The following is a 25,671-nucleotide window of genomic DNA, read 5'->3' as shown; positions in this document are numbered from 1 at the left end:
TTGCTCAAGGCATGACTTTCACCGATCACCAGGCTCAGCTGACTTCCACATCCTTTCCCGCGATGCTGGGCCGTCCGGCACAGGGTCAAGGACGAACGGGCAAGCGCCTGGAACGATCCCCCGACGTTGCGTTTCCCACGGCTGGCGGAGAGCTTTCACGCACATCGATTCTGACAGCGGCGATGGCCGCTCTCATCCACCGGTACACCGCCCTCGAGCGGGTCTCCATCGACGTACTCGACGGCCAGGACACCATTTCCTCAGCCGTCACCGACAAGTCCACCACTATCGATCTCGTCGAAGGAATGAGCAGCGCACCGCGATCGGACCTCGAACCCGCTCCCTTCGCCGTCTCGTTCACCAGTGGCTCTGGTGCGGACGCCGATGTCGCACACGAACTGGTCCTCTACGCGGACCTCGCCTCGTCGAGGGTGACGCTCAGTTTCGACGCCACCGGATTCGACGACGCGTACGCCGATCGGGTCGCGGGGCACTACAAGGTCCTGCTGGATCAGATGGTGAGCACTCCGGATGCCCCGGCTGCACGGCTGAACATCCTGACGGCACACGAAACCGACACCATGCTCCGCACCTGGAACGACACGGGCACCCGTCTCACGGAGGACATCTGCCTCCACCAGGCGTTCGAAACCCAGGCCACGAAGGCGCCCGATGCGGTGGCGGCCGTTTTCGGAGCCGAGTCATGGTCGTACGACGACGTGAACCGACGGGCCAACGAACTGGCTCACCGTCTGATCGAGCTCGGAGTCGGACCGGACGTCAGGGTGGGCATCCACCTCGAAAAGACCCCCGGCTTGCTGATGGCGATCCTGGGCGTCCTGAAGGCCGGCGGCGCGTACGTGCCCCTGGATCCGGCATACCCGCGGGACCGTCTCGAAAGGATGGTCCTCGGCACCGGCTGCGAAGTGATGATCACCAGTCGGGGACTCGACCGGATCCTTCTCTCACAGGTGCGGCACTACTTGTCGGTCGACGACCGGGGGAGCCGCCCCGACGCACCTGCGGGGAATCCGGTCACCGCGGTCCGCCCGGACAGCCTCTGCTACGTGATCCACACGTCGGGTTCCACCGGTACGCCCAAGCCGATCGCCCTGCGCCACCGTGGCGTGCTGAACAACCTCGCGGATCTCAACGCGAGATACGGTGTGGGACCCGAAGACGCGGTGCTCGCGCTGTCCTCACCGAGTTTCGACATGTCGGCGTACGAGTTCCTCGGCATCACCATCGCCGGTGGCACAGTCGTCATCCCGGATGCGGAGGCCGGATACCATCCTGCTTCGTGGTGGGAACTGGTCGACCGGCACCACGTCACGGTTTGGAACTCGGCGCCTCCACTGATCGAGCTGTTCCTGGACTTCGCCGAGGTCAGCGGCGGTCCTCGTCCGCTTCCACTAAAGCTCTGCATGACGGGCGGGGACTGGGTGCCGACGACGATGCCGGCACGCTTTCGGAAGGTCGCTCCGGACCTCAGGTTCGTGGCGCTGGGCGGTGCGACGGAAGCCTCCGTCCATTCCACCGCTTACGAGTGGGACGCGTCCGGGGAGTGGAGCGGTGGCCACCTTCCCTACGGCCGGCCGCTCGCCAACCAAAGGACGTTCATCCTCGACGAGCGGATGATGCCGGTGCCGGTCGGTGTGGTCGGAGAGCTCTATCTCGCGGGGGTCGGCCTGGCCCGCGACTACCTGGACCGCCCTCGGGAGACAAGCGAGCGGTTCGTCCAGTGGGCGTGGGGCGACCATGTCTCGGAGCGTCTGTACCGCACCGGTGACATGGCGAGGTTCTGGCCCGACGGACTGATCGAGATCCTCGGGCGGAAGGACTTCCAGGTCAAGGTGAACGGAATCAGGGTGGAACTGGGGGAAATCGAATCCGTCCTTGCCGCGCATCCCGGAGTGAAGCGCGCCGTGGTGGTATCCAGAGAGGCTCCGGACGGTCATGTGACGCTGGTCGGATACGTGACGGCCCAGCGTGGTGGAACGCTGGACTACGCGCCGCTGTTCGACGTGCTGCACGAACGGCTTCCGAAGCACATGGTCCCCTCGTCGATCGAGATCGTTCAGTCGCTGCCCCTGAACAAGAACGGCAAGGTCGACCGGCGCGCGTTGAGCTCACCTGCACAAGCGGGCGGGGGTACCCCGCGCATGCCGCAGGGGAAACCGGAGCGGGCCGGGAACTGGCAGCGTGTGGTGACCGACGCGTGGCGGGAGGTCCTGGGCGTCGACCACCTGGACGGCGACGCCAACTTCTTCGACCACGGCGGGGATTCCATGAAGGCGATCCGAAGCATGGTGCGCATCGACCGACGGTTGCGGATCTCCGACATCTACGAGCATCCGACCGTGACCGCCCTGTCGGATCACCTGGCCGAACGATACGGCGAGCAACCCGACGCCTAGTACTGGAACCGCATGTGGAGTGACGGGTCGTCGTCTTGGTCGTTGGGCTGACTGTGTGATGAATCGCTGACGGTCGCGCAGATCGAGGGCTGGTCTGATGGGATAGCCGGGCTTCATGCCCGGTTTGCGGGACGTTTTGGCCGGTCGGAGCCACGCGAGCGGGCGTTGGACTACCTGTCCACGTTGCTCGCGCCGCTGGAAAGGAAGAATGGGTGGACGCTGGCTGAGCAGGCCGGCCAGCGTCGCCCGGACGGTTTCCGGCGGTTGCTGAACTTCGCCGACTGGGACGAGCAGGCGGTCCGCGACGATGTGCGCGACTTCGTCGTCGAGACGATCGGCAACAAGGACGCGGTACTGATCGGGGATGACACCGGCTTCCTGAAGAAGGGCATCAAGTCGGCCGGGGTCCAGAGGCAGTACTCCGGAACGGCCGGGCGCACGGAGAACTGCCAGATCGGCACGTTCCTGGCCTACGTCTCCGCCGCGGGCCGGGCTTTGATCGACCGCGAGCTGTATATCCCCGTCTCCTGGACGGATGACAGGGAACGGTGCCGGGCGGCCGGGATCGGTGACGAGGTGCCCTTCGCCACGAAGATCGAGCACTTCAAGTGGATGCTGCAACGCGCGATCGACGCACGCGTCCCTTTCGCCTGGGTCACCGCGGATGAGGCATACGGCCAGGTCAAACACATGCGGGCCTGGCTGGAGGAACGACACGTCGCCTACGTCCTGGCCACCAAGGTCAACGACACCGTGTCCACCACCGGCGGCACGGACGCCGAGGTCCGCGACCTGGTCACCGCCGTGCCCCGGCAGGCATGGAAGCGGATCTCTGCTGGTGCGGGCGCGCACGGCCAGCGGTTCTACAACTGGGCCCGGATCGCAATCCGCCCGGTATGGGAGGACGGCTTCGGGCACTGGGTCCTGGCCCGCCGCAGCATCAGCGACCCCACCGAGATCGCCTACTACGTCTGCTACGGCCCCGTCACCTCCCGGCTGAAGGACCTGGTCAGGACCGCTGGCGCACGTTGGCAGGTGGAGGAATGCTTTCAGATCGCCAAGGGCGAATGCGGCCTGGACCACTACCAGGTCCGTCTCTACCGGGCCTGGTACCGGCACATCACCCTGGCAATGGCCGCCCTCGCCTACCTGACCGCCATCCGCGCCGCAGAAGCCGCAAAAGGGGCAGCGGAAACGACGAGCAAGACCTCATACCCCTCAGCGTCCCGGAGATCCGCCGACTGATCGGGCACGTCGTCATCACGCCTCACTGCCAGTCCAACGAGCACCGTCTGCGCTGGTCACACCTCCGACGCCGCAGCCAAGCCCGAGCCCGCCGCTGCCACTACCAACGCCGAGGCCATGACCCCCACATGCGGTTGCAGTACTAGCCCTTCAGTTGTAGTTCAGGGCGAGTTCGAGGTTGCGGCGTCTGCGGTGGTGTTCGTTGGCGATGGCCTGGTGCTGCCGTCTCCAGTGTGACCAGTGCAGGCCGTGCGCAACTCTGCCGTTGCGCGGTGGGGCTGGTGGGTGGACGAGGGTGAGGAGCTTGCGGATCTCGGCCGCGGTGTAGGGGCTGAGTCGCGCGGGACGGGTGGTGTCCTGACGTTCCCCTTTTTCGTTCCGGGTGCTGTTTCGTCTTCGTTGGCGGCGGTCTGCCGCGGGGGTACGGGGGTGTGGGAGTCGTCTGAGGCGTGGGCGGCCTGGACTGCCAGGAAGGCGGCGGCCAGCATGGAGAGTGTGATGTGGCGGTACCAGCCGTGCCAGTGGCGTACTTCGTAGTCGGCCAGTCCGCACTCGTGCTTGGCGAGTTTGATCGCGTCCTCCACCCTCCAGCGCGCGCCGGCGACCTGGGCCAGGTGCTGTGGCGGGGTACCGGCGGGCCCCCAGGCCAGGTAGTAGTCGCGTTTGTCGGGATGCTCCGGACGGCGACGGGCGATCATCCAGCGGCTGGACCAGGGCTGCCCTGGTGCCGCGGCGCCTATGGGTTCCTCCGGGTCGATGACCGGGCGGATCCACCACTGCCACCAGCGGGAGCCGGTCCGGCTGGGGCCTGCCTCGATCAGCTGCCACTCGCTCTCGTCCGCCGCGGCGGCCAGCTTGTCGATCCGCCGCCAGCCGGGTCGGGGCAGCACTGTCTGGGCGCTGGAGACGTTGACCACGTAGGGCAGGTGACGGCGCTCGGCGAAGGAGCGGAATCCACCGTCACGGCCGTAGACCTCGTCAGCGGCCAGCCAGGTGCCCTCAGGGAGCAGGGGACGGATCCGGTCGATCATCTTCTCGGCGAGGCGGGGCTTGGTGGCGAACCCGACGGTCTCGGGCACCTGCGCGGTCACACGCCGCTCACGGTCGTCGGCCCACGTGCGGGGCAGGTAGATCTCCCGGTCGACCAGCGCCGCCCCACGGCTGGTGGCCCAGGCCGCGAACACACCGATCTGGCAGGGGAAGACACCGCCGAGGCTGCCGGAGAACTGCCGGGCGACACCGACGGACGTCTCACCCTTCTTCGCGAACCCGGTCTCATCGATGACCAGCACCCCGCCCGCCCCGTCGGCCAGCCCCTCCAGCGTGTAACGGCAGACCCGCTCGCTCAGCTCGTCAACGTTCCACCTCGCCCGGTCGAGCAGGTGCTGCTGTCCGTCGGGACGCCGCCAGCCGGCGTACTCCGCCAACTGCCAGCCGTTCTTCCGGGAGACCGGACCCAACAACCCACGCACGCACGCCGTAGGCCGCCGTCGCAGATCCGCCCGCGGGAAGACATCAGCAATCTGCAGCAATAGCTCCTGCAACTGGGCATCCCACGCAGTGACTTGGGCCACCTCAGCCGACCAATTCTCCATGACCGGCAATTACCCGACGCATCTGATCACCGAACTACAACTGAAGGGACTAATACTCCAGCTGTAGATCGTGATCTTGCTGGCTATGGCTGAGTACTCCCGTCGTCGCGCTCAGCCAGCCGTCCCAGCTACCCTCCGCCCATGGAGCAAGACCACCCCCTCGTTCGCGACGTCTTCCCAGATCTCATCGCCGAGCTGACTGCCCTCCTGGAGGATGAAGGAGAACGTGAGCTGGCGCTCTGCGCGTGGGATCTGCGTCTGGTTGACGAGTGCGGCTGCGGCGATGACTTTTGCCAGAGCATCCGGACGGCAGATCATCCGCAGGGGCAGCCGTATGGCCCGGGCCATCGGTGCGTGCCTCTCTTGCCCTCGAAAGGCATGCTGATCCTGGACGTCGTGGACGGCCGGATCATGTACATCGAGATACTCGATCGGCCACCCATGCACCGTCAGGGTGCGCAGCCGTGACGTTCGCCCGAGCGGAACACGAAGTGCGGGCTCGGGCTTGCTAATTCGGGTGCTCGGTCCTACTGATGGGGCCTGGTTCGGGTGCGGGTACGGCCACCGTTGATCACCGTGACTTGTGTGGAGTAATGATGAGACGGTGGCCGCAGGTCACAGCATAGATCCCACTCGTTGGCGGGAGGCGTTCGAGGTGGCCATGGGCCGTATCGCGGGACGGTTCGCCTGAGTTGAACCACGGTGCCGGGCCCGGCGGTTGGTGCTGGGCCTGCTGTCGGACCTGCCGCGCAAGAACTGCTGGACGATCGCGGAGTGGGCAATACGCGCGTTGGACCTGCTCTGAGCCGCCAGGAGCACGATCCGCGCCCGCACCCGGTCCCGGTACTCGGTCCTGTGACCGTATGCGGCCTTCTTCAGTCGGTGCCGCTCGGCGGCGGTCAGGACTATTGGGCGCGCGGTGGCAACAGGCAAGGCCGGCAGGCCGATCGGCAGAAGCAGATCAGGGCGGCCATAGCCTGCCGCATCCGGTCCGACGCTGACGTCTGATGGCCGCCCAGGTCCGTCAGACGATGGCAGAGCTGCCCAACCCGCCGATCCGGCCGATCTCCTCCATCGGATACGGGGTCTGCCTGCTCTCCAGTTGGAACTTGCGGTAGAAGTCCGTCATCACCGCGGCGAGCGGGGCGTGGTGAGTGAGGATCGCCGCGACCTGCGGCGGAATTCCCTTCGGGTGCTCCGCTTGGGCGCATGCGCGCACGAACGCATTGCGCTCTTCCCCCTTGTACCCGTACAGGGCGGTGATGAGCCAGATCACCAGATGTGTGACGGAGTAGCAACGGTCATAGGTCTGGTGTTCGGCGAAAAAGTCGGCCTCTTCCTTGGATAGGTCGAACCGGGAGGAGATCGCGAGGCCGTAGTCCGCAAAGAACAGACGCTCACCGTCGGTCAGGATGTTCTGGAAGTGGGCATCGAAGTGCAGGAGACCGCGGGCGTTCATGAACGAGGTCCCAGCCTGCAGTTGCCTCACGACCATGGCGCAGGCCCTCTCGGCCGCCTCGTCACCGGCTTTGACCTGAGCGCCCAGCCAGTCGTGCAGGTTCTGCGGGATGTACTCCAGGAACAGTGCGATGCTCGCCGAGGAATCTCGCAGAGCCTCGATCCGGCGGCGCACCTCCGATCCGCCTCCCCAGTAGGTGACAGCCTTCTCCACGTCGGCCAGTTCCTCGGGAAGCGACTGCCCGGGGTGCGGCAGGACCCGCGAGTGGTACATCAATGGGAAGCCCTCATAGTCCTGTGCGAGCACCCAGTTCGTCGTCATGGTGTGCACGGCCAGCTCCCTCCAGGCCCCAAAGCCCGGCCCCCCGATGACCCCGACACCGAAATGGGAGAAGGCAGGTAGCTCGAAGAGGTTCGCCGTGGACCGGACGTTCTCCGGCTGCCTTTCCAGATCGCTCAGCGGCACCCGCTTGACGAAGACCGGGGTCCCGCCGATGTCCAGCAGCGCCGATGTCCCGCCGATACCGGATCCCATTGGCTCAGCCGCATCCACGAGGGCGCGCAGTTCAAGATCACTGCACAGGGCCAGTGCTGTGGAGACGGCACTGTGAGCCGCCAGGCGCGCATCGCGCGACATGTCAACGCTCTCGACGACTTCCTCCACGTGGGCATCAACCTCTCTGAAACACCTGGGCGTCTCCGACAAGCACGAGCGCGCGACGCACAGCCCTGCGGTTCTACTCTTGGCACGTGCAGCGGGCATCCAGGATCCGTTTTGCGAACACAGATCCGAACCCCCTTTCGGCTGCACTGTACGTGAAGATGACAACGAGATCGGGCGAAGCGATGCCTCGGCAAACCACCACTGCTCAGCGGCTCGGAACTGGGCTGTCTCGCAGTGGTCGAGCTTCATCGCACTGTCCTTCGACGCTGACCGGTGAACACACCCGCCAGGCCCGGGGGCCAACCCCCGAAGAACTTCCGGAGCCGACCACTTAGGAGATCTGGTGCCGGAAACACAACCTCCAGGCCCCGGCGAGAAGGCCGGGCGTGCCGCGTGTCAGACGTGGCCACCGCACCACACGGAGGCTTCAACTCGTTCCGGGAGTCCTGCGGTGGCCACCAGTGACGCTGAAGGGAAGCTCAGAGGCTGTGCAGTTGGTTACAGCCCGATCGGGTTGAGGTAGGTGGCCGGGCGGGTGGCGCCGTCCTGCTTGAGGATCTGGCCGCCAAACGGCCACTTCAGGGTGAAGTACTCCGTCTCGTTCGGCGGGGTGACCAGGAACTTCGCCGGAACGAACTTCTCCTTCTGCGGCGTGGACTTGGCCACCGGGAGCAGGTTGATGCTGAAGTCCACCGTGTCCCCCTGCTTCAGGATCATCTTTTCGGGCTTCTTGGAGGAGCGCGCCAGCGACCAGGTGCCGTCGGTCTTCTGAGCGCCGATCATGTCGACACCGGCGAAGCCGGACAGGGTGCAGGTGCGCTTGCTCTGGTTGGTGAACCAGATGTATGCCTGGGTCTGCTTCTTGGTCTGCTCCATCTCCGGCTTCGCGTCATCCCCCATGGCGAAGCCGGCTTTCAGGTCGGCGGTGTGGCAGCGGGTCGGCTCGGCCTTGGCGGGGGCGGCCGAGGCCGGGATGGCGGTAGCGGCAGTGCCGGCGGCGACGACGGCCGCAAGGGCCACGGCGGTCAGCTTACTTTTCATGAAGTTTCGGGTTCCCCTCGAATACGAATCGGCGCGCGAAGTCAGTGCGCGCCTACGCACCTGAAGATGTGCAATGCCCGGGGGAGGTTCGGTGTGCCGGAGAACCTCTTTCCGATAGCCAGGCTCCCAACTGTGGCCGCGTACAAGAACTCATGCGGTGTGGCGCCGCCGCCGAGTGCCGTGACCACGCGTTTTCGTTCCCGGCGCGCGTGGGCACAGGTGCCAGTGACGCCCATGACGGCCGAGGCGTACACGCGGTGCACGCGGCAGGCCCGCGACCGGGGGCGGTCGCGTGTCTCCCCGGAGTTGACAGCTGGTTTTGCGTCTACAGCTACTCCACGTAGCTCAAGCAAACTTCCGGCCGCCTGAAGGTCGATGACGGGCGCCGGCGGGTCCGGCCGCGGCGGTCGGACCCGCCCGGAAGGGGAACGCCGTCGATCAGCGGCTCGTGGTGGGCGGCGCGGTTGCGCGGGGAGCGGACATGGCTGGCGGTGGTGAACACCGTGATCAGCTTGCCGCCGCTATTCGGGAACGTCTTGTGCAGGGCCTTGCGCCACAGGTGGAGTCGTAGTCGACGTTCTTGCGGTAGGGGCCGTTCGTTCCGCAGCTCACGCTCAATTGAACCGCCCCGGCTCGAATGGAGACTCGATTTCATGAAAGGATCGAGTCATGGCAAGGCCTTCCCGTTACCCCCTTGAGCTGCGGCGCCGTGCGGTGCGCATGGTCGCCGAGGTGCGCGACGACCATGCGAACGAGACTGCCGCTTTGCAGGCAGTGACCGAGAAGCTCGGCATCGGGTCCCGCGAGACGCTGCGGAACTGGGTGAAGCAGCACGAGATCGACGCGGGAACGCGACCCGGGACGACGACGGAGGAGTCCGCCCAGCTCAAAGCGTTGAGGAAGGAGAACGCCGAACTGAAGCGGGCCAACGAGATCCTGAAGGCCGCGGCGAGTTTCTTCGCGGCCGAGCTCGACCGGCCACACACGCGCTCGTAGCGTTCATCGACGAGCACCGGGACCGCTTCGGCGGCGTCGAGCCGATCTGCAGGACGCTCACCGAGCACGGCTGCAAGATCGCCCCTTCCACGTACTACGCCCACAAGAAACGCCTCGAAACTCCCTCCGCCCGTTTCGTGCGCGATGAGGAACTCAAGGAGCGGATCCAGGAGGTCTACTCGTCCAACTACCGCGTCTACGGAGCCCGGAAGATCTGGTGCGAGCTGAACCGGCAGGAACACGCCGTGGCCCGCTGCACCGTCGAGCGCCTCATGCGCGAGCTCGGCATCACCGGCGCCGTCCGCGGCAGGAAGGTGATCACGACGATCACCGATCCGGCTGCCGAGCGGGCTCCGGACCTCCTCGACCGCAACTTCGTCGCCAGTGCCCCCAATCGCTGCTGGGTCGCGGACTTCACGCACGTCGCCACCTGGAACGGGGTCGTCTACGTCGCCTTCGTCATGGACACCTTCTCCCGTCGCGTCGTCGGCTGGTCCGCCTCCACCACCAAGGAGACCAGGCTCGTCCTGGACGCCCTGGAGATGGCCCTGTGGCAACGCGATCGGGATGGATTCCCGTATGAACAGGGCGAGTTGATACATCACTCGGACGCGGGGTCGCAGTACACATCGTTCGCGCTGACCGAGCATCTGGACCGAGCAGGGATCGCGGCATCGATCGGCTCGGTCGGCGACGCCTACGACAACGCCCTGATGGAATCTACGATCGGCCTGTTCAAAACCGAGCTGATCAAACCCGGCCGGCCCTGGAAGACGCTCTCCCACGTCGAGCTCGCCACCGCCGAGTGGATCGACTGGTACTGCCACCGCCGACTCCACGGTGAGATAGGCCACGTCCCACCCGTCGAGTACGAAGCCAACCACTACATGAAATCCACGAAACCCCAGGTCACAACCACAATCTGAGATCTCTACCGAACCCGGGGCGGTTCAATCGAGCCCAGGGCCCAGCCTGGATCCGCGCTGTCCAACGACCGCGCACCCCCGGTGTCACGCGGTGGCCGGCTCCGGCACTTCGAGGCATGCGGCGACCCGGCGGGCCATCGCGCCTATCGCTGGACGACCCCTTCTGTTTGCGATATCGGAGCACTCAGGTTAGCGGGCTACCGGTCACAAGAAGCGATTTGGTGGCTGTTGGTGGGATCAGGCCCTGGTTAACGGGTTATGTCGTTAATTCGTAACGGCGCTGGGCGAGGGGCAACGTGCGGGGCGGCCGGCTCATCTGGATGGTCAGCGAGGCGCACCGGGCGCCTTCGCGAAGGGGTGGGTCTCACCAGGTGGGGGATCCGCGGGAGGGAAGTCCATGACCAGGACGAAGAAGACCGGGGTAAAGACGCGGTGCGGCCGTGTGGCTGTGATCGGTGCGCTGGGTCTGGCCTCAGTGACTCTGGCCGCCGGGCCGGCGTTCGCCAAGGGCGGCGTGGACATCATGGCGCCGCGCACGGCGCATGTCGGCAAGACCATCACGATCAAGGCGCACGGCGGCGATGACAGCGCCGGCTACCTGCATCAGTTGTGCCTGGAGGAGAAGGGCTTCGGCGAAGGGTGGCACCAGGAGAATTGCAGCGCCGCAGTTGAGGGCGACGCGCGGGTCACTGCACACGGCACGTCCGCACGCCGCGGCAACCTGGAATTCCGTGCGGTGCTGTACGGCCTGACCAGCCCGCATGACCAGAATCCCGTGCGCTTGCAAGCCTCTGACGTGGTGACCGTGCACGTCCGCTGAGCCAGCGGCGCGGCCGTGGACAGCCGGCACGAACACTGCCCACGGCCGTGCACCGAATCACTTCTCGGGAGAGCGCCCCGGCATCCCCTCCCAGCCACGTGCGACCGCTGCGATTGCTGCACCACAAGGCGCTCCCGAGTTCCTCCGCCGCCCCGCCCTTCATTAACGAGAGGAATTCATTCCCCGTGCTGTGCGACGCGATCGGCGAGACCCTTGAGAACGGCCTGGCGGCCCGCCGCTACGCCCTCTCCGGAGACCGCCGCGCCCTGCACGGCACCGTGCTCTGACGAGGCGGCGAAGCTCTCCCATCCTCTACAGCCGTCCGAAGCTGCTCACTGAGGGGAAAGCCCGCGTGACCCAGCCGGGTTCCGCTCCGACCGCTCGGCAGATGTCGGCCTGTCTGGTCAGGTTGCGACCCTCGGGAGTGGTGTGGATGCGGAGGACGAGCTCGCGGCCGAGATCGGCGATCCACCGTGCCTCCAGGGGCGCCTACGGGGCGCCGCGTGTGCATGCCGCCCTCCGGCGCAAGGGTCATGCGATCAACCGGAAGAGGGTCGAGCGGATCATGCGCGAGCGCGACATCCGAGGCGTGACCCGCCGTCGGCGCCGCCACCTGACGCAGCAGGACTCCAAGGCCGCCCCGGCTCCGGACCTGGTCGGCCGCGACTTCACCGAGCGGCCTGGCACGAAGCTCGTCGGCGACATCACGTATCTTCCGACGATCGAGGGCTGGTGGTACCTGGCGACGGTCATCGACCTGGCGACCCGCGAGGTGATCGGGTACGCGATGGCCGACCACCACCGCGCCGAGTTGGTCACCGACGCCCTGTGCATGGCCGCCGGACGCGGCGGCCTACAGCCCGGCTGCATCATGCACACCGACCATTGCACTGTGCCATGTCACATGGTTCACTCGCGGGCAATGAGGCTGGCTCGGGAGGTGCCGGGTGTCCACACGGTCGATCAAGGGGACCTTTGCCGCGTCGGCCGACTACCCCTCTGTGCCCATGGCCTGACGGCCCGTCCCGCTGTCCCGTATCAGGATCGGACCCCATCGTGACCATCACCGACATTCGCACCGTCGATTATCATGCCGGCGGTGAGCCGTTCCGGATCGTCACCGACGTGCGGGGGATCGCAGGCGACACCGTGGCTGACAAGCGTGTGAGCGCGATCTCCGATCCCGGGATCGACGGGCTGCGTGCTCTGCTGTGCTCCGAGCCCCGCGGTCACGCTGATATGTATGGCGGGTTCATTGTTCCGCCCAACGACGCGGGGGCCCATTTCGGTGTGCTCTTCTGGCACAAGGACGGTTTTTCGACCGCCTGCGGTCACGGCACCATCGCTCTTGGCGCGTGGGCGGTGCGTAGCGGCCGGGTTCCGATCGATCCCAGCGGGGTCACGGAGGTAGTGATCGACGTGCCCTCGGGGCGGGTCCGCGCCCATGTGGCCACTGACGGCGATAGGGTCGTCAGCGTCGATTTCGTCAGTGTTGCCAGCTACGTCCTGTACGACGAGGTGGCGGTTCCGACCTCGCGCGGGGAGGTCCGGTGTGGGATCAGCTTCGGCGGCGCGATTTATGCTCACGTCCCGGTCGCAGCGGTCGGCCTCGACGTGAGTGTGGCCTCGCTTACGGCGCTGATCGAGCTGAGCCGCGAGATCAAGGGCTTCCTCAACCCCACCGCCTTCGCCGAGCACCCGCTCGACTCCAGGCTGAGCGGCATCTACGGCGTCATCTATATCGACGACCAGGGGATCGGTCCGGACGGCAGCCTGCGGCAGCGCAATGTCACCGTGTTCGCCGACGGTGAGGTCGACCGTTCGCCCTGCGGGTCGGGCACCTGCTCGCGGGTTGCCGCGCTGCATTCCACCGGCCAGCTCAAGCCCGGCCAAGTTCTCGCGCACAGCTCGATCACCGAGGCGACCTGGCTTGCGCGGGTGCGAAGGACCACGCACGAGGCAGGCCGGGAGGCGGTGGTGCCGGTGGTCACCGGCCGGGCCTACCAGACCGGCGAGCACCGGTTCATCGTCGACCCCGACGACGACATGGTGCCGGGTTTCGTGCTTCGCTGAGGGGGAGTCATCATCTCCACTGCGGACCTGGAGCTGGCTCGGGCCGCCTGGCCGAAGCCCTCTGCGTCAACTTTCTCGTCGTGGAGCTGGGTGAAGTCGACGTCCAGCTTCGGGTCGTACGCCTAGTGGTTGCAGCCCGCCCAACGACAGGCGTTGCACGGTCAACCACCCGTACGGGTGGCCGGTTTCACCTGCAGAAACGTCCTTGGCCTGTTGCCACTGACGGCTGGGCCCGACACCACCATGCATGGAAGCCCGCGCGTCATTTGCCGCCTGTGTCGGGTACACGGGACCAGTTGTGGGGCTGTCAGCTGAGTTCGAGGTTGGAGCTGTGGCTTTCCAGACGTTGCGAGTGGTGTGGGGTGCGGGCGGTCGTGCTCCGCAGCTTGCCCGCATGCAGGCAGTCGCGATCCTGCGTGAGGCAGAGCCAGCAGCGTGGCCGTCGCCACCGCATAGAGTTCCTGCGACGGTAGCGGGAGATACGGGAGTTCTCGGTGGCCGAGTTGGTGGCGCGCGAGGAAGTTCGGGTGTCCGTGGAGTTCCATGCGTTCGCTCTTCAGGAAGAGGACGACATGGAGGTCCCCGCTCCCTTCCCCGAGGAGCGGGCAGAGGATCCAGGGGCAGATTTCCTGACCGCCTACGACATGCGTCTCGACTTCGAGAGCGCCGGGCACACCCACGAGGCAGCTCTGACAGCCGAGGTGTGGAGCAGCGAGCCGTCCGTGACCGACGACGAACCTTGGGAAGCCCAGGGCGAAGCAGAGATTTTTTCGACTACCGGGAACCTGTCGGTTGAGACGATGTCCGGGGTCGGCGAAGGCCGGGTGGAGCTCGGGCGACCCGACACGCTGTGGAAGGTCCGCGCCTACTGTTCGGGCCGGGCCGAGGCCGCCCGGCTTGCGTCGGTGGACGTGCCCGTCGGGGTGGAGCGGTACCTGGTGCAGTTCTGGCCTGCCAGCAGCTGAGAACGTGTGGGCAGAGCGGGGCTCTGCCCACAGGGCGCGTCAGGAGATCGAGACGATGTAGGCGTCGACGTCGTCCCCGCTGCTGAACCCGTCCAGAATGCGGTTCCGGGCCATGAATATCTTCAGGATGCTCCCGCCGGCTCCGTTGTCAGCCTTGAGCAGGGGCCTGGCGGAGAAGTTGTCCTTCGGCTTCGTCCGGTCGTACTTGCTTTGAGTGCGCCGCACCGATACGGCCGTGCGGCGCGACGGGCCCTCCTCACGCGCACGAAGGACTCAGCGAAGGACTTGGCGGCGCGCCTGGGCACCTTACGCCGTACGGTGGAGCGTTACCGCGCCGGGAAGCTGACCAAGCCCCAGAAGCGGCTCCAGGCCGCCCTGGTGGAGGCAACCGAATCTGAGTGGCAACCGCAGGTCAGGGCACAGGCGCGCGAGCAGGCAGCCACCTCCAGCGGCATGATGGTAGAGGTGACGGCGTACTTCGGATTCGCTTGCAAGGGCAGCTCGGACGACGGCCGCGAGCGCACCATCGCCAAGCCGATCTTACCCACCTACGCCGCGCAGATTCTCCAGCTTCGGGAGGATGGTGCGACGGAGGAGGAACTGCATCCGATCGTCGCGGGGGTCATCACCGAGTCGTATTTCACGGAATGGGGCACCAGCGCCGCTGGCCTGCCTGCGTGCGGATTTTACGCACGTCCAGTCAGTAGATTTCCGGTTCTGGCATGGTCGAATTCCGGGCCTGCCATAAACCATATTCGGCGGGCCGCCGCACAGCGCTCTGGCGGCGGCCCGCTCCCGAATCCGCACCACGAATACGAGGCCGAAGATGACCACGCCCTGGCCGCCCCGGCGCACCGCGCGCCGACAGCTCGCCCGTCGGTTCGCTGGTTGGCGTGCGCGGAGACGGCGTGAGGTTCCACGTCCGGGAACGGAGCAGCCGACTCGTCCCGCGGACGAACGGGAGATCCAGCACCGGTCGCCCGGACGGCGCCTGCGCTCCCTGGTGAGCGCGCGGAGCGTCGCCGGTCAGGTGTTCCTCCTGCAGCTGGCGGTCGTGGTGCTGCTTGTGGCCGCGACGGTGGTGACGCTGGTGGTCCAGGCCCGGCACCAAGGAACGGAGAAAGCCCGCGACGAGGTGCTTGCCGTCGCCGAGGCGTTCGCGAACTCCCCGGGGATCGTGCAGGCGCTGGACAGCCGCGATCCGAGCGCGGTGCTGCAACCGCTCACCGAGAGGGCCCGAAAGCGGTCCGGCGTCGACGGCATCGTGGTCATCAGCACGGACGGGATCCGGTACACCCACCCTGACCCGCATCAGATCGGGAAACACGTAGTCAAGGGCGACCCCTACCGGAAGGCGGTGAGGGGCACGGCCCTCACGGACACCGAGGTGACTCCGCTGGGCGTTTCGGTCTTCGCGGAGGTCCCCGTCTTCCGGCCTGACGGCTCGGTCGCCGGCATCGTGTCTCCCGAGATCAAGGTCAAGAAGGTGAACGAAGCGGTGGCCGGGCAGCTTCCGGTGCTCTTTGGCGCCGCGGGCGGCGCGCTCGCCCTGGTCGCGGGCGGGTCGGCGCTGATTGGCCGGCGGCTGCTGCGCCAGACCCGCGGACTGGGCCCCGCCGAGATGACTCGCATGTACGAGCATCATGACGCGGTGCTGCATGCGGTGCGCGAGGGCGTGCTCATCGTCGGCGGTGACGGGCGGCTACTGCTGGCCAACGACGAGGCGCGGCGGCTGCTGGAGCTGCCGGCGGACGCGGAGCAGCGCCAGATCACCGACCTCGGCCTGACCCCGGGCGCCGCCGAGCTGCTTTCCTCGGGGCGGACGGCCACCGACGAGGTCCATCTGGCTGGCGACCGGCTGCTGGCCGTCAACGTCCGGCCCGTCGAGCGCAACGGCGGCCCGGCGGGCAGCGTGGCCACGCTGCGCGACACCACCGAACTGCGCACACTCGCAGGCCGGGCCGAGGTGGCCCGCGAGCGCCTGCAGTTGCTCTACGACGCGGGCGTGCGGATCGGCACCACGCTGGATGTGGTGCGTACCGCCGAGGAGCTGGCGGAGATGGTCGTCCCGCGGTTCACCGATTTCGTCACTGTGGAGCTGCTGGATCCGGTGCTGCGTGGCGAGGAGCCGGCCGAGGCAAGCACCGAAATGCGCCGCACCGCCGTCAGCGGCGTCCGTGGCGACCCGCCTCTCTACCCCGTGGGGGAGCTGATCCGCTTCGCCTCCACCAACCCCATCGCCGCCGGGGCGGCCGGCAGCCACGCTGTGCTGGAGTCGGACCTCGCCGACTCCGACGGCTGGCGGGACCAGGACCCGGAGCGGGCGCGACGGGTGCTGGAGTACGGAATCCATTCCCTGATCTCGGTGCCGCTGCAGGCCCGCGGGGTGGTGCTAGGAATGGCCAACTTCTGGCGGGCGGACGCCTCCCCTCCCTTCGGGGAGGAGGACCTTTCCCTCTCCGAGGAGCTGGCCAGACGTGCTGCGTTGTGCATCGACAACGCCCGCCGCTACACCCGCGAGCACACCCTGGCGGCCACTCTGCAGCGCAGCCTGCTACCCCGCACCCTGCCCGAGCAGACCGCCGTCGAGGTCGCCCACCGCTACCTGCCCGCCCAGGCCGGGGCGGGCGGCGACTGGTTCGACGTCATCCCCCTGCCCGGCACCCGGGTGGCCCTGGTGGTCGGCGACGTCGTTGGCCACGGCCTGCACGCCGCCGCCACCATGGGTCGGCTGCGCACCGCCGTGCACAACTTCTCCGCCCTGGACCTGGCCCCGGACGAACTCCTGAGCCACCTGGACGAGCTGGTCGCCCACATCGACCACGACGAGGCCGATGGCCAGGGCGTCACGGGGGCCACCTGCCTGTACGCCATCTACGATCCCGTCTCCGGCCGATGCACTGTGGCCCGGTCTGGCCACCCCGGCCCCGCCCTGGTTTACCCCGACGGCACCGTCACCTTCCCGGACGTACCCGTCAGTCCCCCGCTGGGCCTGGGCGGCAGCCTGCCCTTCGAGACAGCCGAACTCACTGTGCCCGAGGGCAGTCAGCTGGTCCTCTACACCGACGGGCTGATCGAGGACCGGGACCGCGACCTCGACACCGGAGTCGAGCAGCTGCGCACGGCCCTGGCCGATGCTGTGGACCGCACCCCGGAGGCCACCTGCCAGACCGTCTTCGCCACCATGCTCCCCGAGCGCCCCCGCGACGACATCGCCTTGCTGGTGGCCCGGACCCACCTGCTGGACCCGGCCCGGGTCGCGGACTGGGAGGTGCCCTCCGACCCGGCGGCCGTCCCCCGCGTCCGTACCGACGTCACCCGCCAGCTGGAGACCTGGGGCCTGGACCAGGTCGCCTTCACCACCGAGCTGATCGTCAGCGAACTGGTCACCAACGCCATCCGATACGGCACCCAGCCCATCCGGCTGCGCCTGCTACACGACCGCAACCACCTGATCTGCGAGGTCACCGACGGCTCCAGCACCTCCCCCCACCTGCGGCGGGCGGCCACCACGGACGAGGGCGGCCGCGGGCTGTTCCTCGTCGCTCGGTTCGCCCAACGCTGGGGCACCCGGTACGGCGCCCGCGGCAAGGTCATCTGGACCGAACAATCCCTCCACGGCGCCGCAGCCGAACCCGGTGCAGGCCTCGGCGACAACCTGTTGGATCTATGGACTGACACAGAGCTGTGACGGCGGCGTATTCGGTTGCAGCGCAACTGCTGGTGCGGGTCGCGGATCTGGATCCGGGTCTGATGAGGTCGCCGCGCCGCTCGCGGACGTACGCCTCCGTCTCGGCCTGCCAGATTTCTGCGTCGGCACGGACCCTCGTGCCGGCGGTGCGGACGTCGGCGTCCAGAAGCGCGGCGTCGCTCGATCGCCCATCTCTTGGGCTGGACCTGGAATCCGCGCTGGTCCGGGGCCTTGCGCGCGATCTCCAGCTCGCGGCCGAGGACCGTGCGTGACCACTCCACGAGGCGGCCGGCGAAGCCCTGGTCCGCCCAGATCTTCTGCACGCCCGGATGGTCCAGGCGGGTCCACAGCAACGAACGCTTCGCGCCGTCGCGGTCCTGGATGTTCGCCGCGACCACGTGAACCGCCAGCAGCAGGCCCAGGGTGTCCGTGACGATGAACGCTTGCGGCCCTTCACCTTGTTGCCTGCGTCGAAGCCCCGGGTGCCGGCGGGGACCGTATCGGCCGTGCGCACGGACTGTGAGTCGATCAGCCCAGCGCTCGGCTCCGCGTTACGGCCGTCAGCCTCACGGACCCGGCCGCGCAACGTGTCGGGGACCTGCTCGACGGTGCCGTCGTCGTGCCACCAGGTGAAGTACCAGTACACAGTGGGCCAGGGCGGGAGGTCCTTCGGCAGCTGGCGCCAGGCGCACCCGGTCCGTACCACATAGAAGATCGCGGCCACGATCCGCCGACGTGGGTGCTTCTCCCGCCGCCCGCCCCTTCGGCCCGACCCTCGCCGCCGGCAGTAACGGCTCGACCAGAGCCCACTGCTCATCTGTCAGATCCGACGGATACCCGCCCCCAGAGCCACTCACGCAAGGCTCAACGACCCCCTCCAGCCCCGGGACACGGCAGATCTCAAACGCGGTCTCAGGAGGAGGAAGGCGCCGACTTCCTCGACTGGGAGGAGGAGCTGGGATGGCGCTGACCGAGCGCGCCGAAGCGGCACCGGCCGACGAGGACCCGGGCTTTCGCCACATCGGCTGCCAGATCGTGTGCAGCCCCGAGGTTGCCGACGAGATCGCCCAATGGCTGCGCGAGGCCGTCGGCGAGATCCTCGACGACTACACCGACGACGACGTCTTCGACTACGGCGTCGACTGACACCCACCAGCACGGGAAGGGATCACCGCATGTCCGTCCCCACCGCCCCACACCGCGCGTACGGTGGCGATACGACCCGCCAGGAGGTGCCCATGAGCGCGCAGCCCGAGGAAGCTCCCGCCCCGCCGGCCCCGGCCGCCGCCGCCCAGCTGCTCGCCCAGCTGCGCGACGACCGCTGCGCCGATACCTGGGTGCCGGCCTTCGAGCGGGACTGGGCCAAGGCCCTGGAGGACTCCCGCCACACCTACAGCCTCACGCCCCTGCACGACGTCGTGCGTACCTGGCAGCTGCGCGTCGCCGCGGCCCCGGCCGTCGACGCGTACATGGACTCTGACCGCGACGAGTCTGGCTTCGTGGACCTGGACGACGTCCTCGGTGCCCGCCGGTGACCGATCAGCCGTGGGCGGTGCGCCTGTCGGCTCAGGCCGCGAAGACACTCACTGAGCTCCCCGAGCCCGCCAAGGAGATAGTCCGCGACGTCCTGGACATCGCGGTGCGCTCCCCATGGGGCTGGCCCCAGTGGAACGCCACCGTCTTCCCTGTTGGATTGGCGTGTTGAAGCGGATCGAGCAGGGGTGGAAGCGTGCCGGGTTGGCGTTTCGCCCGGCGGGCATGCCACCGGTTGTGGTCAAGATTCGCCGGGTTACGGGTCTGTCCCAGCGGGCGGCGGTCGCGAGCAGGTGCGGAACGGTGGCGGGAACCGCCGTCCCGGCCCGTCGGTGGGTCTGTACAGCGAACGGTGGGACTCGGTTGATTGTTTCTACCGGCGTCCGGCAGTGAGCCGGCCGTCGAAGGTGATGTCGAAGGCTTGGAGTGCGGCTTTCCAGCGCATGGTCCAGCGCTTGCTTCCGGTGCCCTTGGGGTCCAGGCTCATCACCGCGAGGTAGACGCACTTGAGCGCGGCCTGTTCAGTGGGGAAGTGCCCGCGGGCCCTCACGGCCTTGCGGATACGGGCGTTGACGGACTCGATCGCGTTGGTGGTGCACACGATTTTCCGGATCTCAATATCGAACTGGAGGAAGGGGACGAACTCGGCCCAGGCGCTTTCCCACAGCCGCACGATCGCCGGGTATTTCCTTCCCCAGGCCTCACTGAACTCCATGAAGCGTTCCAGGGCGGCGTCCTCGGTCGGCGCGGTGTAGATGGGCTTGAGCGCCTTCGCGATCTTCTCCCAGTCCTGCCTGGCCGCGTAACGGAAGCTGTTCCGCAGGAGGTGAACCACGCACGTTTGCACGATCGTCGCAGGCCAGACCGTGTTGACCGCGTCCGGAAGACCGGTCAGGCCGTCGCAGACCAGCATCAGCACATCACGGGCGCCCCGGTTCTTGATCTCGGTGAGGACCTGCAGCCAGTACTTGGCGCCCTCGCCGCCGTCGCCGACCCACAGGCCCAGGATGTCCCGATGCCCCTCCGCCGTCACGGCCAAGGCCATGTAGACGGGCCGGTTGGCGACCTGCCCATCCCTGACCTTCACGTTCACGCAGTCGATGAAGACGACCGGATAAACGCTGTCCAGGGGACGGTTCTGCCATTCGGTCATGCCGGCCATCACGCTGTCGGTGATCGTGGAGACGGTGGTCTTGGAGACCTCCGTGCCGTAGACCTCGGCCAGGTGGGCGGAGATCTCGCCGTGGGTAAGGCCCTTCGCGGACAGGGACAGGACCATCTCGTCCACGCCGCCCAGGCGCCGCTGGCGCTTCTTGACCAGCTGCGGTTCGAACGTGCCCGCCCGGTCCCGCGGCACCGTGATCTCCACCGGGCCGACCTCGGTGGTCACGGTCTTGGACCGGTGGCCGTTGCGGTAATTCTCCCGGCCGCCCTCGACCCGTTCACCGGGCTCGTGTCCGAGGTGGTCGGTCAGCTCACCCTCCAGCGCGGACTCCAGCACCTTGCGCGTCAGCTCCGCCAGAAGGCCGCCCTCGCCGGTCAGCTTCACTCCGCCGGCCTGGGCCCGGGCCACCAGTTCGGCAACCAGACTGTCATCCACAGCATCCAGCGCACCCACGGCGGCCTCCCCGGCCTTGATGTCACTCATCACGTCAGTCATCAACTGTCGCTTCCAGCTCGGGAGTTACACCGGATACCGTACAGACCCCTTCATACTCGAATAGAACCGATTGAGTTTCGGATCAATAGGCATGTTGGGCACGTAAGCAAAGCCGACCGACCTCGGTTCGACCGAACCGAGGTCTTACGTCTGCGGCACCTTCGGGAGTACCGGGCCGAGTGTGGAGAGGCTAGTGCCGGATCAGGCAACGTTTGCCCTGTTGTGATGTGACGCGCCGTCCGGGTGCTGTGGTGGACGGAGCGTGGGCGTCATTCTGTCCGGGTGGCAGAACGAGTGCGTGTCCGAGAGATCGATGACGATGAGGGGCGGCGGCTGCTGCGGATTATCCGCAGAGGCACCGGGTCGGTGGTGACCTGGCGGCGGGCCCAGATGGTGCTGCTGTCCGCGCAGGGCATGCCGGTCGCGAAGATTGCCGAGGTGTCGTTCACCAGCAATGACCGGGCCCGGGACGTGATCCACAACTTCAATGCCGACGGCTTCGACTCTCTGTATCCGAAGTACTCCGGTGGTCGGCCGAAGACGTTCACGCTGCCCGAGCGGCGCGAGATCAAGAAGATCGCGAAGTCGAAGCCGACCGAGCACGACCTGCCGTTCTCGACCTGGAGCCTGTCCAAGCTGGCGGACTTCCTGGTCGCCGAGGGGGTGGTCGACGACATCAGCCACGAGGGCCTGCGCATCCTGCTCCGCGAGGAGGGAGTCTCCTTTCAACGCCTGAAGACCTGGAAGACCTCCCGCGATCCGGACTACGCGGCCAAGAAGGCCCGCGTCGAGCACCTGTACGCGATCGCCGACGGAGAGGTCATACCCGAGGACGGCGAGCCTGAAGTCATTTTCTGCATGGACGAGTTCGGGCCGCTCAACCTGATGCCTCACCCGGGCCGGCAGTGGGCCGAGCGCGGCGGCAGGCACAAGGACCCCGACCGTGAACCACGCCGCCGACGGCGGGCGACCTACAACCGCTACGGCGGGGTGCGGCACCTGTTCGCCGCCCTGGACCTGTCCAAGGACAAGCTCTACGGCCGCATCAAACCAGTCAAGAAGCGTACGCAGTTCCTGGAGTTCTGCCGCTACCTGCGCAGCCTCCATCCGGACAACGTCCGCATCGCGATCGTCTGCGACAACTTTTCCCCGCATCTGACCACGAAGAGGTGCCAGCGGGTCGGCACCTGGGCGGCGGCGAACAACGTCGAGATCGCCTACACCCCGACGAACTCCTCCTGGCTCAACCGCATCGAGGCCCAGTTCACGGCCCTGCGCTACTTCGCCCTCAACGGCACCGACCATGCCGACCACAAGGAACAGGGCAGCATGATCCGCCGCTACATCATCTGGCGCAACCGCCATGCCAACGACCGGCGCCTACGCGCCGTCGTGGACAGGGCAAACGTTGCCTGATCCGGCACTAGGGCTTGTGGTCCGGCACTGACTCGGGCAGTGCTGCGTACCAGCCCTGGGCGGCCAGCCAGAATCCGGCCAGCACTATGGCGACGAGCGCGGCGCGGCCTGCGTACCCGGCAACGGACGGCCCGATCATCCATCGCCGGGGCAGGAACCACGCTGACAAAGCGGCTACCACTCCGACGAGAACGGTCAGCGGAAGCTCCGCGTACAACACGCTCCAGTCCGGCCCTGCTTCGAATCCGGCGCGCGCCCGGAGTTCGGCATCCGCAGCCCATCCCAGCAGCCCTACGAATCCACCGGCCAAGGCCACCCCGGTACCACTCAGTGCTTCAACGCGTTCCCTCATGATCACTGAGACGCTGGCTACTCCGTGGGAGTTCCCGGAGAACCGCACGATTCTCCGTCGCGAGGCAGGAAGGTACCCGGTCTGGTCAACCCCGAACATCTCCACTGCGCTGCCGCTGCTGCTTTCTCTGTCTTCCCCTTCCTGCGCCCGGTTGCGTCGCCGCCTTCGCCTGACTGCGGTGAGGGCGGTCATTGCCAGGGACGACGAACGCCTACGTGCCGTGGTCGACAGGGCGAACGTTGCCTGATGCGGCACTAGGTCGGTGCGGTGGGTGGTGAGGATGCGCAGGTCGACGGCTATCTCATCGCCGGGCCGCAGCAGGTCCAGGTCGCGGCGCATGCGGGCCTGATCGGCAATGACGAAGGCTTCCTTGGCGTCAGTCTTGCCCTCGCCGCGGTAGGTGCCGGATGTTCGGTGGACGGCCAGTCCGGTGAGGTAGGCCATGGGCTGGCCGTGGTTGAGCATCAGGTCAATCAGCAGAGCAGCACCGCCGTGGTTGATGTCCACGGCCCACAGCACGTCCTGGTCGATGTCCAGGACGTCGCGTATCAAGTCCAGCAGGGCCGCCTCGTCGTTCAGGACTCGGCGAGAGAGCAGCCGCTCGCCCCGATCGTTGATCACCACGCAGTGGTGATGTTCCTTGCCGATGTCCATCCCGGCCCAGATCTGGGGCACGGCCACCTCCGTCAGCTCGTCGTCAACCAATCCCGCAGACGACCTCGCCGACGTAGTCCTACAGAGCGATCAAGTCGCGCATCCCAATTGGCGGTGGAGTCGTCGCGGGGCTCCGGGCGGCCATGTTCTCTGAGCCATCCCATCGGCTCCTCCATGACAGCCATACCCGGAGCCCCCGGGCCCACCGATCTTACGAATGACCAGCGGAAACCCACTCCTGAAAGGTAGGGCAACCGTCCAGTACCTCGCCCCACACGGGGACTGGGGCGGGCATGGCACCGTCACCGACGATCTCGGCGACGTCGAGACAAGCCGCCCGGACGCACCCAAGCTCCGCTCCTCTGCCACCTGCCGCACCTGGACCGGACGTAGGGGCCTGGAAGAACACAGGCCGTGCCCGGCTTCGATCACTGCCTGATCTGCGCTGAGATGCATGGAAGCACCCGCGGTGGATGTGGCTGAACTGCCGGATCGAACCGGCCCCTACCGCTTGCTGCGCCGGGTCATTTGCGGTGGGTCACTGCGGGCCGTGCCCCGGTCACCACACCGGCGTGCCCGTGAACGAGGCCAGGGCCGTCACCCACAGACACTCCTTGCCGGTTGGGCTGGCGGATCGAATTGGCTGAGGTGCGTGCGTCAAGGCTCGCAGCTTGCTCCTGCTCCGCCGATGGCGGCATGAGGCGGACGCCGGTGATGGGCCACCGACGTGCACCACGGAATCTGCCACCCGTTCCGGTGCAGAGAGGAACTGGAGCGGCGGAGTTCACCAGATCAGGTGAACGAATCCCCAAAAAGGCTGTGCACAGGGCGGGTTGAGGTAAATGTGTCTCGGCTACGGTCTGGGCTCGCCGACCTGCCCAGTTCGATTGCTGCAGCCTTCCTGCCCTGCGCTACGGTCCCGACGGTATGAACGACGCGGCCAAGGCGCCCTTCATCGACCCGGACTCGGACTACCCATGTTGCTGGTTCTGCCCAGCCCTGCGGCTTCCGCGTACGGGGTTCCTCGTTGCGGACCGGCCTAGCAGAGACTGGCCGTTCGACGCGGCGGATGGATTCCGTTACACCGCCGATGACCGGATCCCGGTCTGCGTGCACCCGGGCCGGGTCGGACTGGAACCAGAGCGGAGAGCCCCGCCCCCGCCGCCGCACCAACCACCGAATCCGGAGCCGACCAGGCGACACCGCCGATGGCGGCGACGCTGAGCCGGACCACCACACGCCGAGAACGATTTATCGGCCTTGGTCCACGTCAACACGCTGCTGATGCAGCAGGTCCTCGCCGACCCGAAGTGGGCCGACACCCTCACCGACGCAGACCGGCGGGCGCTGTCCCCGCTGTTCTGGACACACGTGAACCCCTACGGCCGGTTCGAGCTCGACATGAACAGCCGTCTCGACCTAGACCTGACCGCCCGGGTACCAGCAGTACCCCCCAACCACGCATCTCCGAGGGTGAGCCAGCCGCCGCATCGGGACTGGTGGCTCGATCCAATGAGCCGGGACAATGGATCTCATGAACGCATTACCGACGCTGTCTGCCACTGAGATCACCACTGATCGTCTCCGGCTGCGAAAAGCGCACGACGCCGACATCGACGGCCTCATCGAGCTCCAGACCGATCCACAGGTCCGTGCCCACCTCGGCGGCCCGCGGCCCCGTAGCGTCGTTGAGCAGTACTTCGACGGGAACGGCATCAGCGCTATTGCAGGCAAGCCTGGTACCTACGTCATCGCCGATAAGGAAACCGACCGGTTCATCGGGACACTCGTACTCGACCGCCGCTCCGCCGACCTTCCCGGACACGTCACCAAGGAAGGGCGGGAGTTGGAGCTGACCTACCTGCTCCGGCGCGGAAGTTGGGGTACGGGGCTGGCATTCGAGGCCGCCACCGGTATGTTGCGTGCCGCCGCCAGCGAGCTGCCCGACCAGCCGGTCCTGGTGGTGACCCGGACGGCCAACGAGCGCTCCCTCAAGCTCGCCACCCGTCTTGGCTTCCAGCGCATGGGCACCTTCGAGGCGCATGACGCGGAGCAAACCCTCGCTGTAGCCGACCTGCACTCGTTCAAGGCCCGGTCTCCTATCTCTTGACCCACGCTGAAGTAGGGCAGCCGTCACGCCCTACGACGTGCGGCAGGGTCACGTT

At 67.1% G+C, this 25,671-nt stretch carries 22 protein-coding genes and 3 pseudogenes; 17 read left to right on the top strand and 8 right to left on the bottom strand.

What is annotated here, in order from left to right; all coding sequences use genetic code 11:
* The first annotated feature begins 182 nt into the window (after window positions 1-182).
* The gene (locus NRF20_RS01925; protein WP_413751841.1) at window positions 183-2,417 is read left to right on the top strand and encodes a non-ribosomal peptide synthetase; all 2,235 of its coding nucleotides are present in this window, start codon (window positions 183-185) and stop codon (window positions 2,415-2,417) included.
* A 66-nt stretch (window positions 2,418-2,483) separates the two neighbouring features.
* A complete protein-coding gene (locus NRF20_RS01920; RefSeq protein WP_413754509.1) occupies window positions 2,484-3,662 on the top strand; it encodes an IS701 family transposase in 1,179 nt (392 codons plus the stop codon).
* A 161-nt stretch (window positions 3,663-3,823) separates the two neighbouring features.
* Here the strand turns inward: NRF20_RS01920 and NRF20_RS01915 are convergent, their stop codons facing one another.
* Window positions 3,824-5,257, bottom strand: coding sequence for an IS701 family transposase (locus tag NRF20_RS01915; protein WP_413751806.1), 1,434 nt, complete (start codon window positions 5,255-5,257; stop codon window positions 3,824-3,826).
* Window positions 5,258-5,398: 141 nt separating this feature from the next.
* Between NRF20_RS01915 and NRF20_RS01910 the strand changes: the two genes are divergently transcribed.
* On the top strand, window positions 5,399-5,725 hold the full coding sequence (locus tag NRF20_RS01910; RefSeq protein WP_398635336.1) for a hypothetical protein: 327 nt from the start codon (window positions 5,399-5,401) through the stop codon (window positions 5,723-5,725).
* Window positions 5,726-5,918: 193 nt separating this feature from the next.
* Window positions 5,919-6,038: pseudogene (locus tag NRF20_RS01905) on the top strand (IS701 family transposase); the annotation flags it as partial.
* Between the two features lie 243 nt (window positions 6,039-6,281).
* On the opposite strand, the gene NRF20_RS01900 reads toward NRF20_RS01905, so the two are convergent.
* Together NRF20_RS01900 and NRF20_RS01895 are read right to left on the bottom strand one after the other, a co-directional pair.
* The gene (locus NRF20_RS01900) at window positions 6,282-7,352 is read right to left on the bottom strand and encodes a protein kinase family protein (protein WP_413754508.1); all 1,071 of its coding nucleotides are present in this window, start codon (window positions 7,350-7,352) and stop codon (window positions 6,282-6,284) included.
* A 525-nt stretch (window positions 7,353-7,877) separates the two neighbouring features.
* Entirely contained in the window at window positions 7,878-8,420 is a 543-nt protein-coding gene (locus NRF20_RS01895; protein WP_413751840.1) for a DUF4232 domain-containing protein, read from the bottom strand.
* Between the two features lie 669 nt (window positions 8,421-9,089).
* Between NRF20_RS01895 and NRF20_RS01890 the strand changes: the two genes are divergently transcribed.
* The 5 genes from NRF20_RS01890 to NRF20_RS01870 all read left to right on the top strand — a co-directional run bounded on the left by NRF20_RS01890 (window position 9,090) and on the right by NRF20_RS01870 (window position 14,200).
* A protein-coding gene (locus tag NRF20_RS01890) for an IS3 family transposase (protein WP_413751839.1) occupies window positions 9,090-10,342 on the top strand; the annotation gives its coding sequence in 2 pieces (ribosomal slippage) (window positions 9,090-9,372 and window positions 9,372-10,342; 1,254 coding nt in all).
* Between the two features lie 397 nt (window positions 10,343-10,739).
* The gene (locus NRF20_RS01885; RefSeq protein ID WP_398635367.1) at window positions 10,740-11,162 is read left to right on the top strand and encodes a hypothetical protein; all 423 of its coding nucleotides are present in this window, start codon (window positions 10,740-10,742) and stop codon (window positions 11,160-11,162) included.
* A 388-nt stretch (window positions 11,163-11,550) separates the two neighbouring features.
* Window positions 11,551-12,222, top strand: a complete 672-nt coding sequence (locus tag NRF20_RS01880; RefSeq protein ID WP_413754507.1) for an IS3 family transposase — start codon at window positions 11,551-11,553, stop codon at window positions 12,220-12,222.
* A complete protein-coding gene (locus tag NRF20_RS01875) occupies window positions 12,219-13,235 on the top strand; it encodes a proline racemase family protein (protein ID WP_413751838.1) in 1,017 nt (338 codons plus the stop codon). Before NRF20_RS01880 ends, NRF20_RS01875 begins: the two co-directional genes overlap by 4 nt.
* Window positions 13,236-13,729: 494 nt before the next feature.
* Window positions 13,730-14,200, top strand: coding sequence for a hypothetical protein (locus NRF20_RS01870; RefSeq protein WP_398635253.1), 471 nt, complete (start codon window positions 13,730-13,732; stop codon window positions 14,198-14,200).
* A gap of 39 nt (window positions 14,201-14,239) precedes the next feature.
* On the opposite strand, the gene NRF20_RS01865 is transcribed toward NRF20_RS01870, so the two are convergent.
* Window positions 14,240-14,425 carry a hypothetical protein gene (locus NRF20_RS01865; protein WP_398635254.1) on the bottom strand — a complete coding sequence of 62 codons (186 nt, stop codon included), beginning with the start codon at window positions 14,423-14,425 and terminating at the stop codon, window positions 14,240-14,242.
* A gap of 60 nt (window positions 14,426-14,485) precedes the next feature.
* Here NRF20_RS01865 and tpg point away from each other — a divergent pair, with 60 nt between their 5' ends.
* Together tpg and NRF20_RS01855 are read left to right on the top strand one after the other, a co-directional pair.
* Window positions 14,486-15,112: a telomere-protecting terminal protein Tpg gene (tpg, locus tag NRF20_RS01860; protein WP_398635255.1), complete on the top strand. Its 627-nt coding sequence runs from the start codon at window positions 14,486-14,488 to the stop codon at window positions 15,110-15,112.
* Between the two features lie 88 nt (window positions 15,113-15,200).
* The gene (locus NRF20_RS01855) at window positions 15,201-17,891 is read left to right on the top strand and encodes a SpoIIE family protein phosphatase (protein ID WP_398635256.1); all 2,691 of its coding nucleotides are present in this window, start codon (window positions 15,201-15,203) and stop codon (window positions 17,889-17,891) included.
* 176 nt (window positions 17,892-18,067) lie between these two features.
* Here the strand turns inward: NRF20_RS01855 and NRF20_RS01850 are convergent.
* Window positions 18,068-18,331 (bottom strand): annotated as a pseudogene (locus NRF20_RS01850) (transposase); the annotation flags it as partial.
* A gap of 167 nt (window positions 18,332-18,498) precedes the next feature.
* Window positions 18,499-18,708: pseudogene (locus tag NRF20_RS01845) on the bottom strand (transposase); the annotation flags it as partial.
* Window positions 18,709-18,851: 143 nt separating this feature from the next.
* Between NRF20_RS01845 and NRF20_RS01840 the strand changes: the two are divergent.
* The 3 genes from NRF20_RS01840 to NRF20_RS01830 all read left to right on the top strand — a co-directional run bounded on the left by NRF20_RS01840 (window position 18,852) and on the right by NRF20_RS01830 (window position 19,596).
* On the top strand, window positions 18,852-19,037 hold the full coding sequence (locus NRF20_RS01840; RefSeq protein WP_398635409.1) for a hypothetical protein: 186 nt from the start codon (window positions 18,852-18,854) through the stop codon (window positions 19,035-19,037).
* Between the two features lie 92 nt (window positions 19,038-19,129).
* Window positions 19,130-19,426: a DUF6247 family protein gene (locus tag NRF20_RS01835; RefSeq protein ID WP_398635408.1), complete on the top strand. Its 297-nt coding sequence runs from the start codon at window positions 19,130-19,132 to the stop codon at window positions 19,424-19,426.
* A complete protein-coding gene (locus tag NRF20_RS01830; protein WP_398635407.1) occupies window positions 19,423-19,596 on the top strand; it encodes a hypothetical protein in 174 nt (57 codons plus the stop codon). The genes NRF20_RS01835 and NRF20_RS01830 overlap by 4 nt, the downstream gene beginning before the upstream one ends.
* A gap of 201 nt (window positions 19,597-19,797) precedes the next feature.
* On the opposite strand, the gene NRF20_RS01825 is transcribed toward NRF20_RS01830, so the two are convergent.
* Window positions 19,798-21,072 carry an IS256 family transposase gene (locus NRF20_RS01825; protein ID WP_398635399.1) on the bottom strand — a complete coding sequence of 425 codons (1,275 nt, stop codon included), beginning with the start codon at window positions 21,070-21,072 and terminating at the stop codon, window positions 19,798-19,800.
* A 294-nt stretch (window positions 21,073-21,366) separates the two neighbouring features.
* Here NRF20_RS01825 and NRF20_RS01820 point away from each other — a divergent pair, with 294 nt between their 5' ends.
* On the top strand, window positions 21,367-22,500 hold the full coding sequence (locus NRF20_RS01820) for an IS630 family transposase (protein ID WP_413751837.1): 1,134 nt from the start codon (window positions 21,367-21,369) through the stop codon (window positions 22,498-22,500).
* Window positions 22,501-22,507: 7 nt separating this feature from the next.
* On the opposite strand, the gene NRF20_RS01815 is transcribed toward NRF20_RS01820, so the two are convergent.
* Window positions 22,508-23,527, bottom strand: a complete 1,020-nt coding sequence (locus NRF20_RS01815; protein ID WP_413751836.1) for an IS110 family transposase — start codon at window positions 23,525-23,527, stop codon at window positions 22,508-22,510.
* 1,239 nt (window positions 23,528-24,766) lie between these two features.
* Here NRF20_RS01815 and NRF20_RS01810 point away from each other — a divergent pair.
* Both NRF20_RS01810 and NRF20_RS01805 read left to right on the top strand, forming a co-directional pair.
* Entirely contained in the window at window positions 24,767-25,072 is a 306-nt protein-coding gene (locus tag NRF20_RS01810; RefSeq protein ID WP_398635358.1) for a Tn3 family transposase, read from the top strand.
* The gene (locus NRF20_RS01805; protein ID WP_413751835.1) at window positions 25,032-25,616 is read left to right on the top strand and encodes a GNAT family N-acetyltransferase; all 585 of its coding nucleotides are present in this window, start codon (window positions 25,032-25,034) and stop codon (window positions 25,614-25,616) included. The genes NRF20_RS01810 and NRF20_RS01805 overlap by 41 nt, the downstream gene beginning before the upstream one ends.
* The last annotated feature ends 55 nt before the right edge of the window (window positions 25,617-25,671 follow it).

Source organism: Streptomyces sp. R-74717 (assembly GCF_047305335.1).
GTDB classification, from domain to species: Bacteria; Actinomycetota; Actinomycetes; order Streptomycetales; family Streptomycetaceae; genus Streptomyces; species Streptomyces atratus.
Note: the sequence above shows the minus strand (reverse complement) of the source record. Positions and strands in the feature narration are given on the sequence as shown.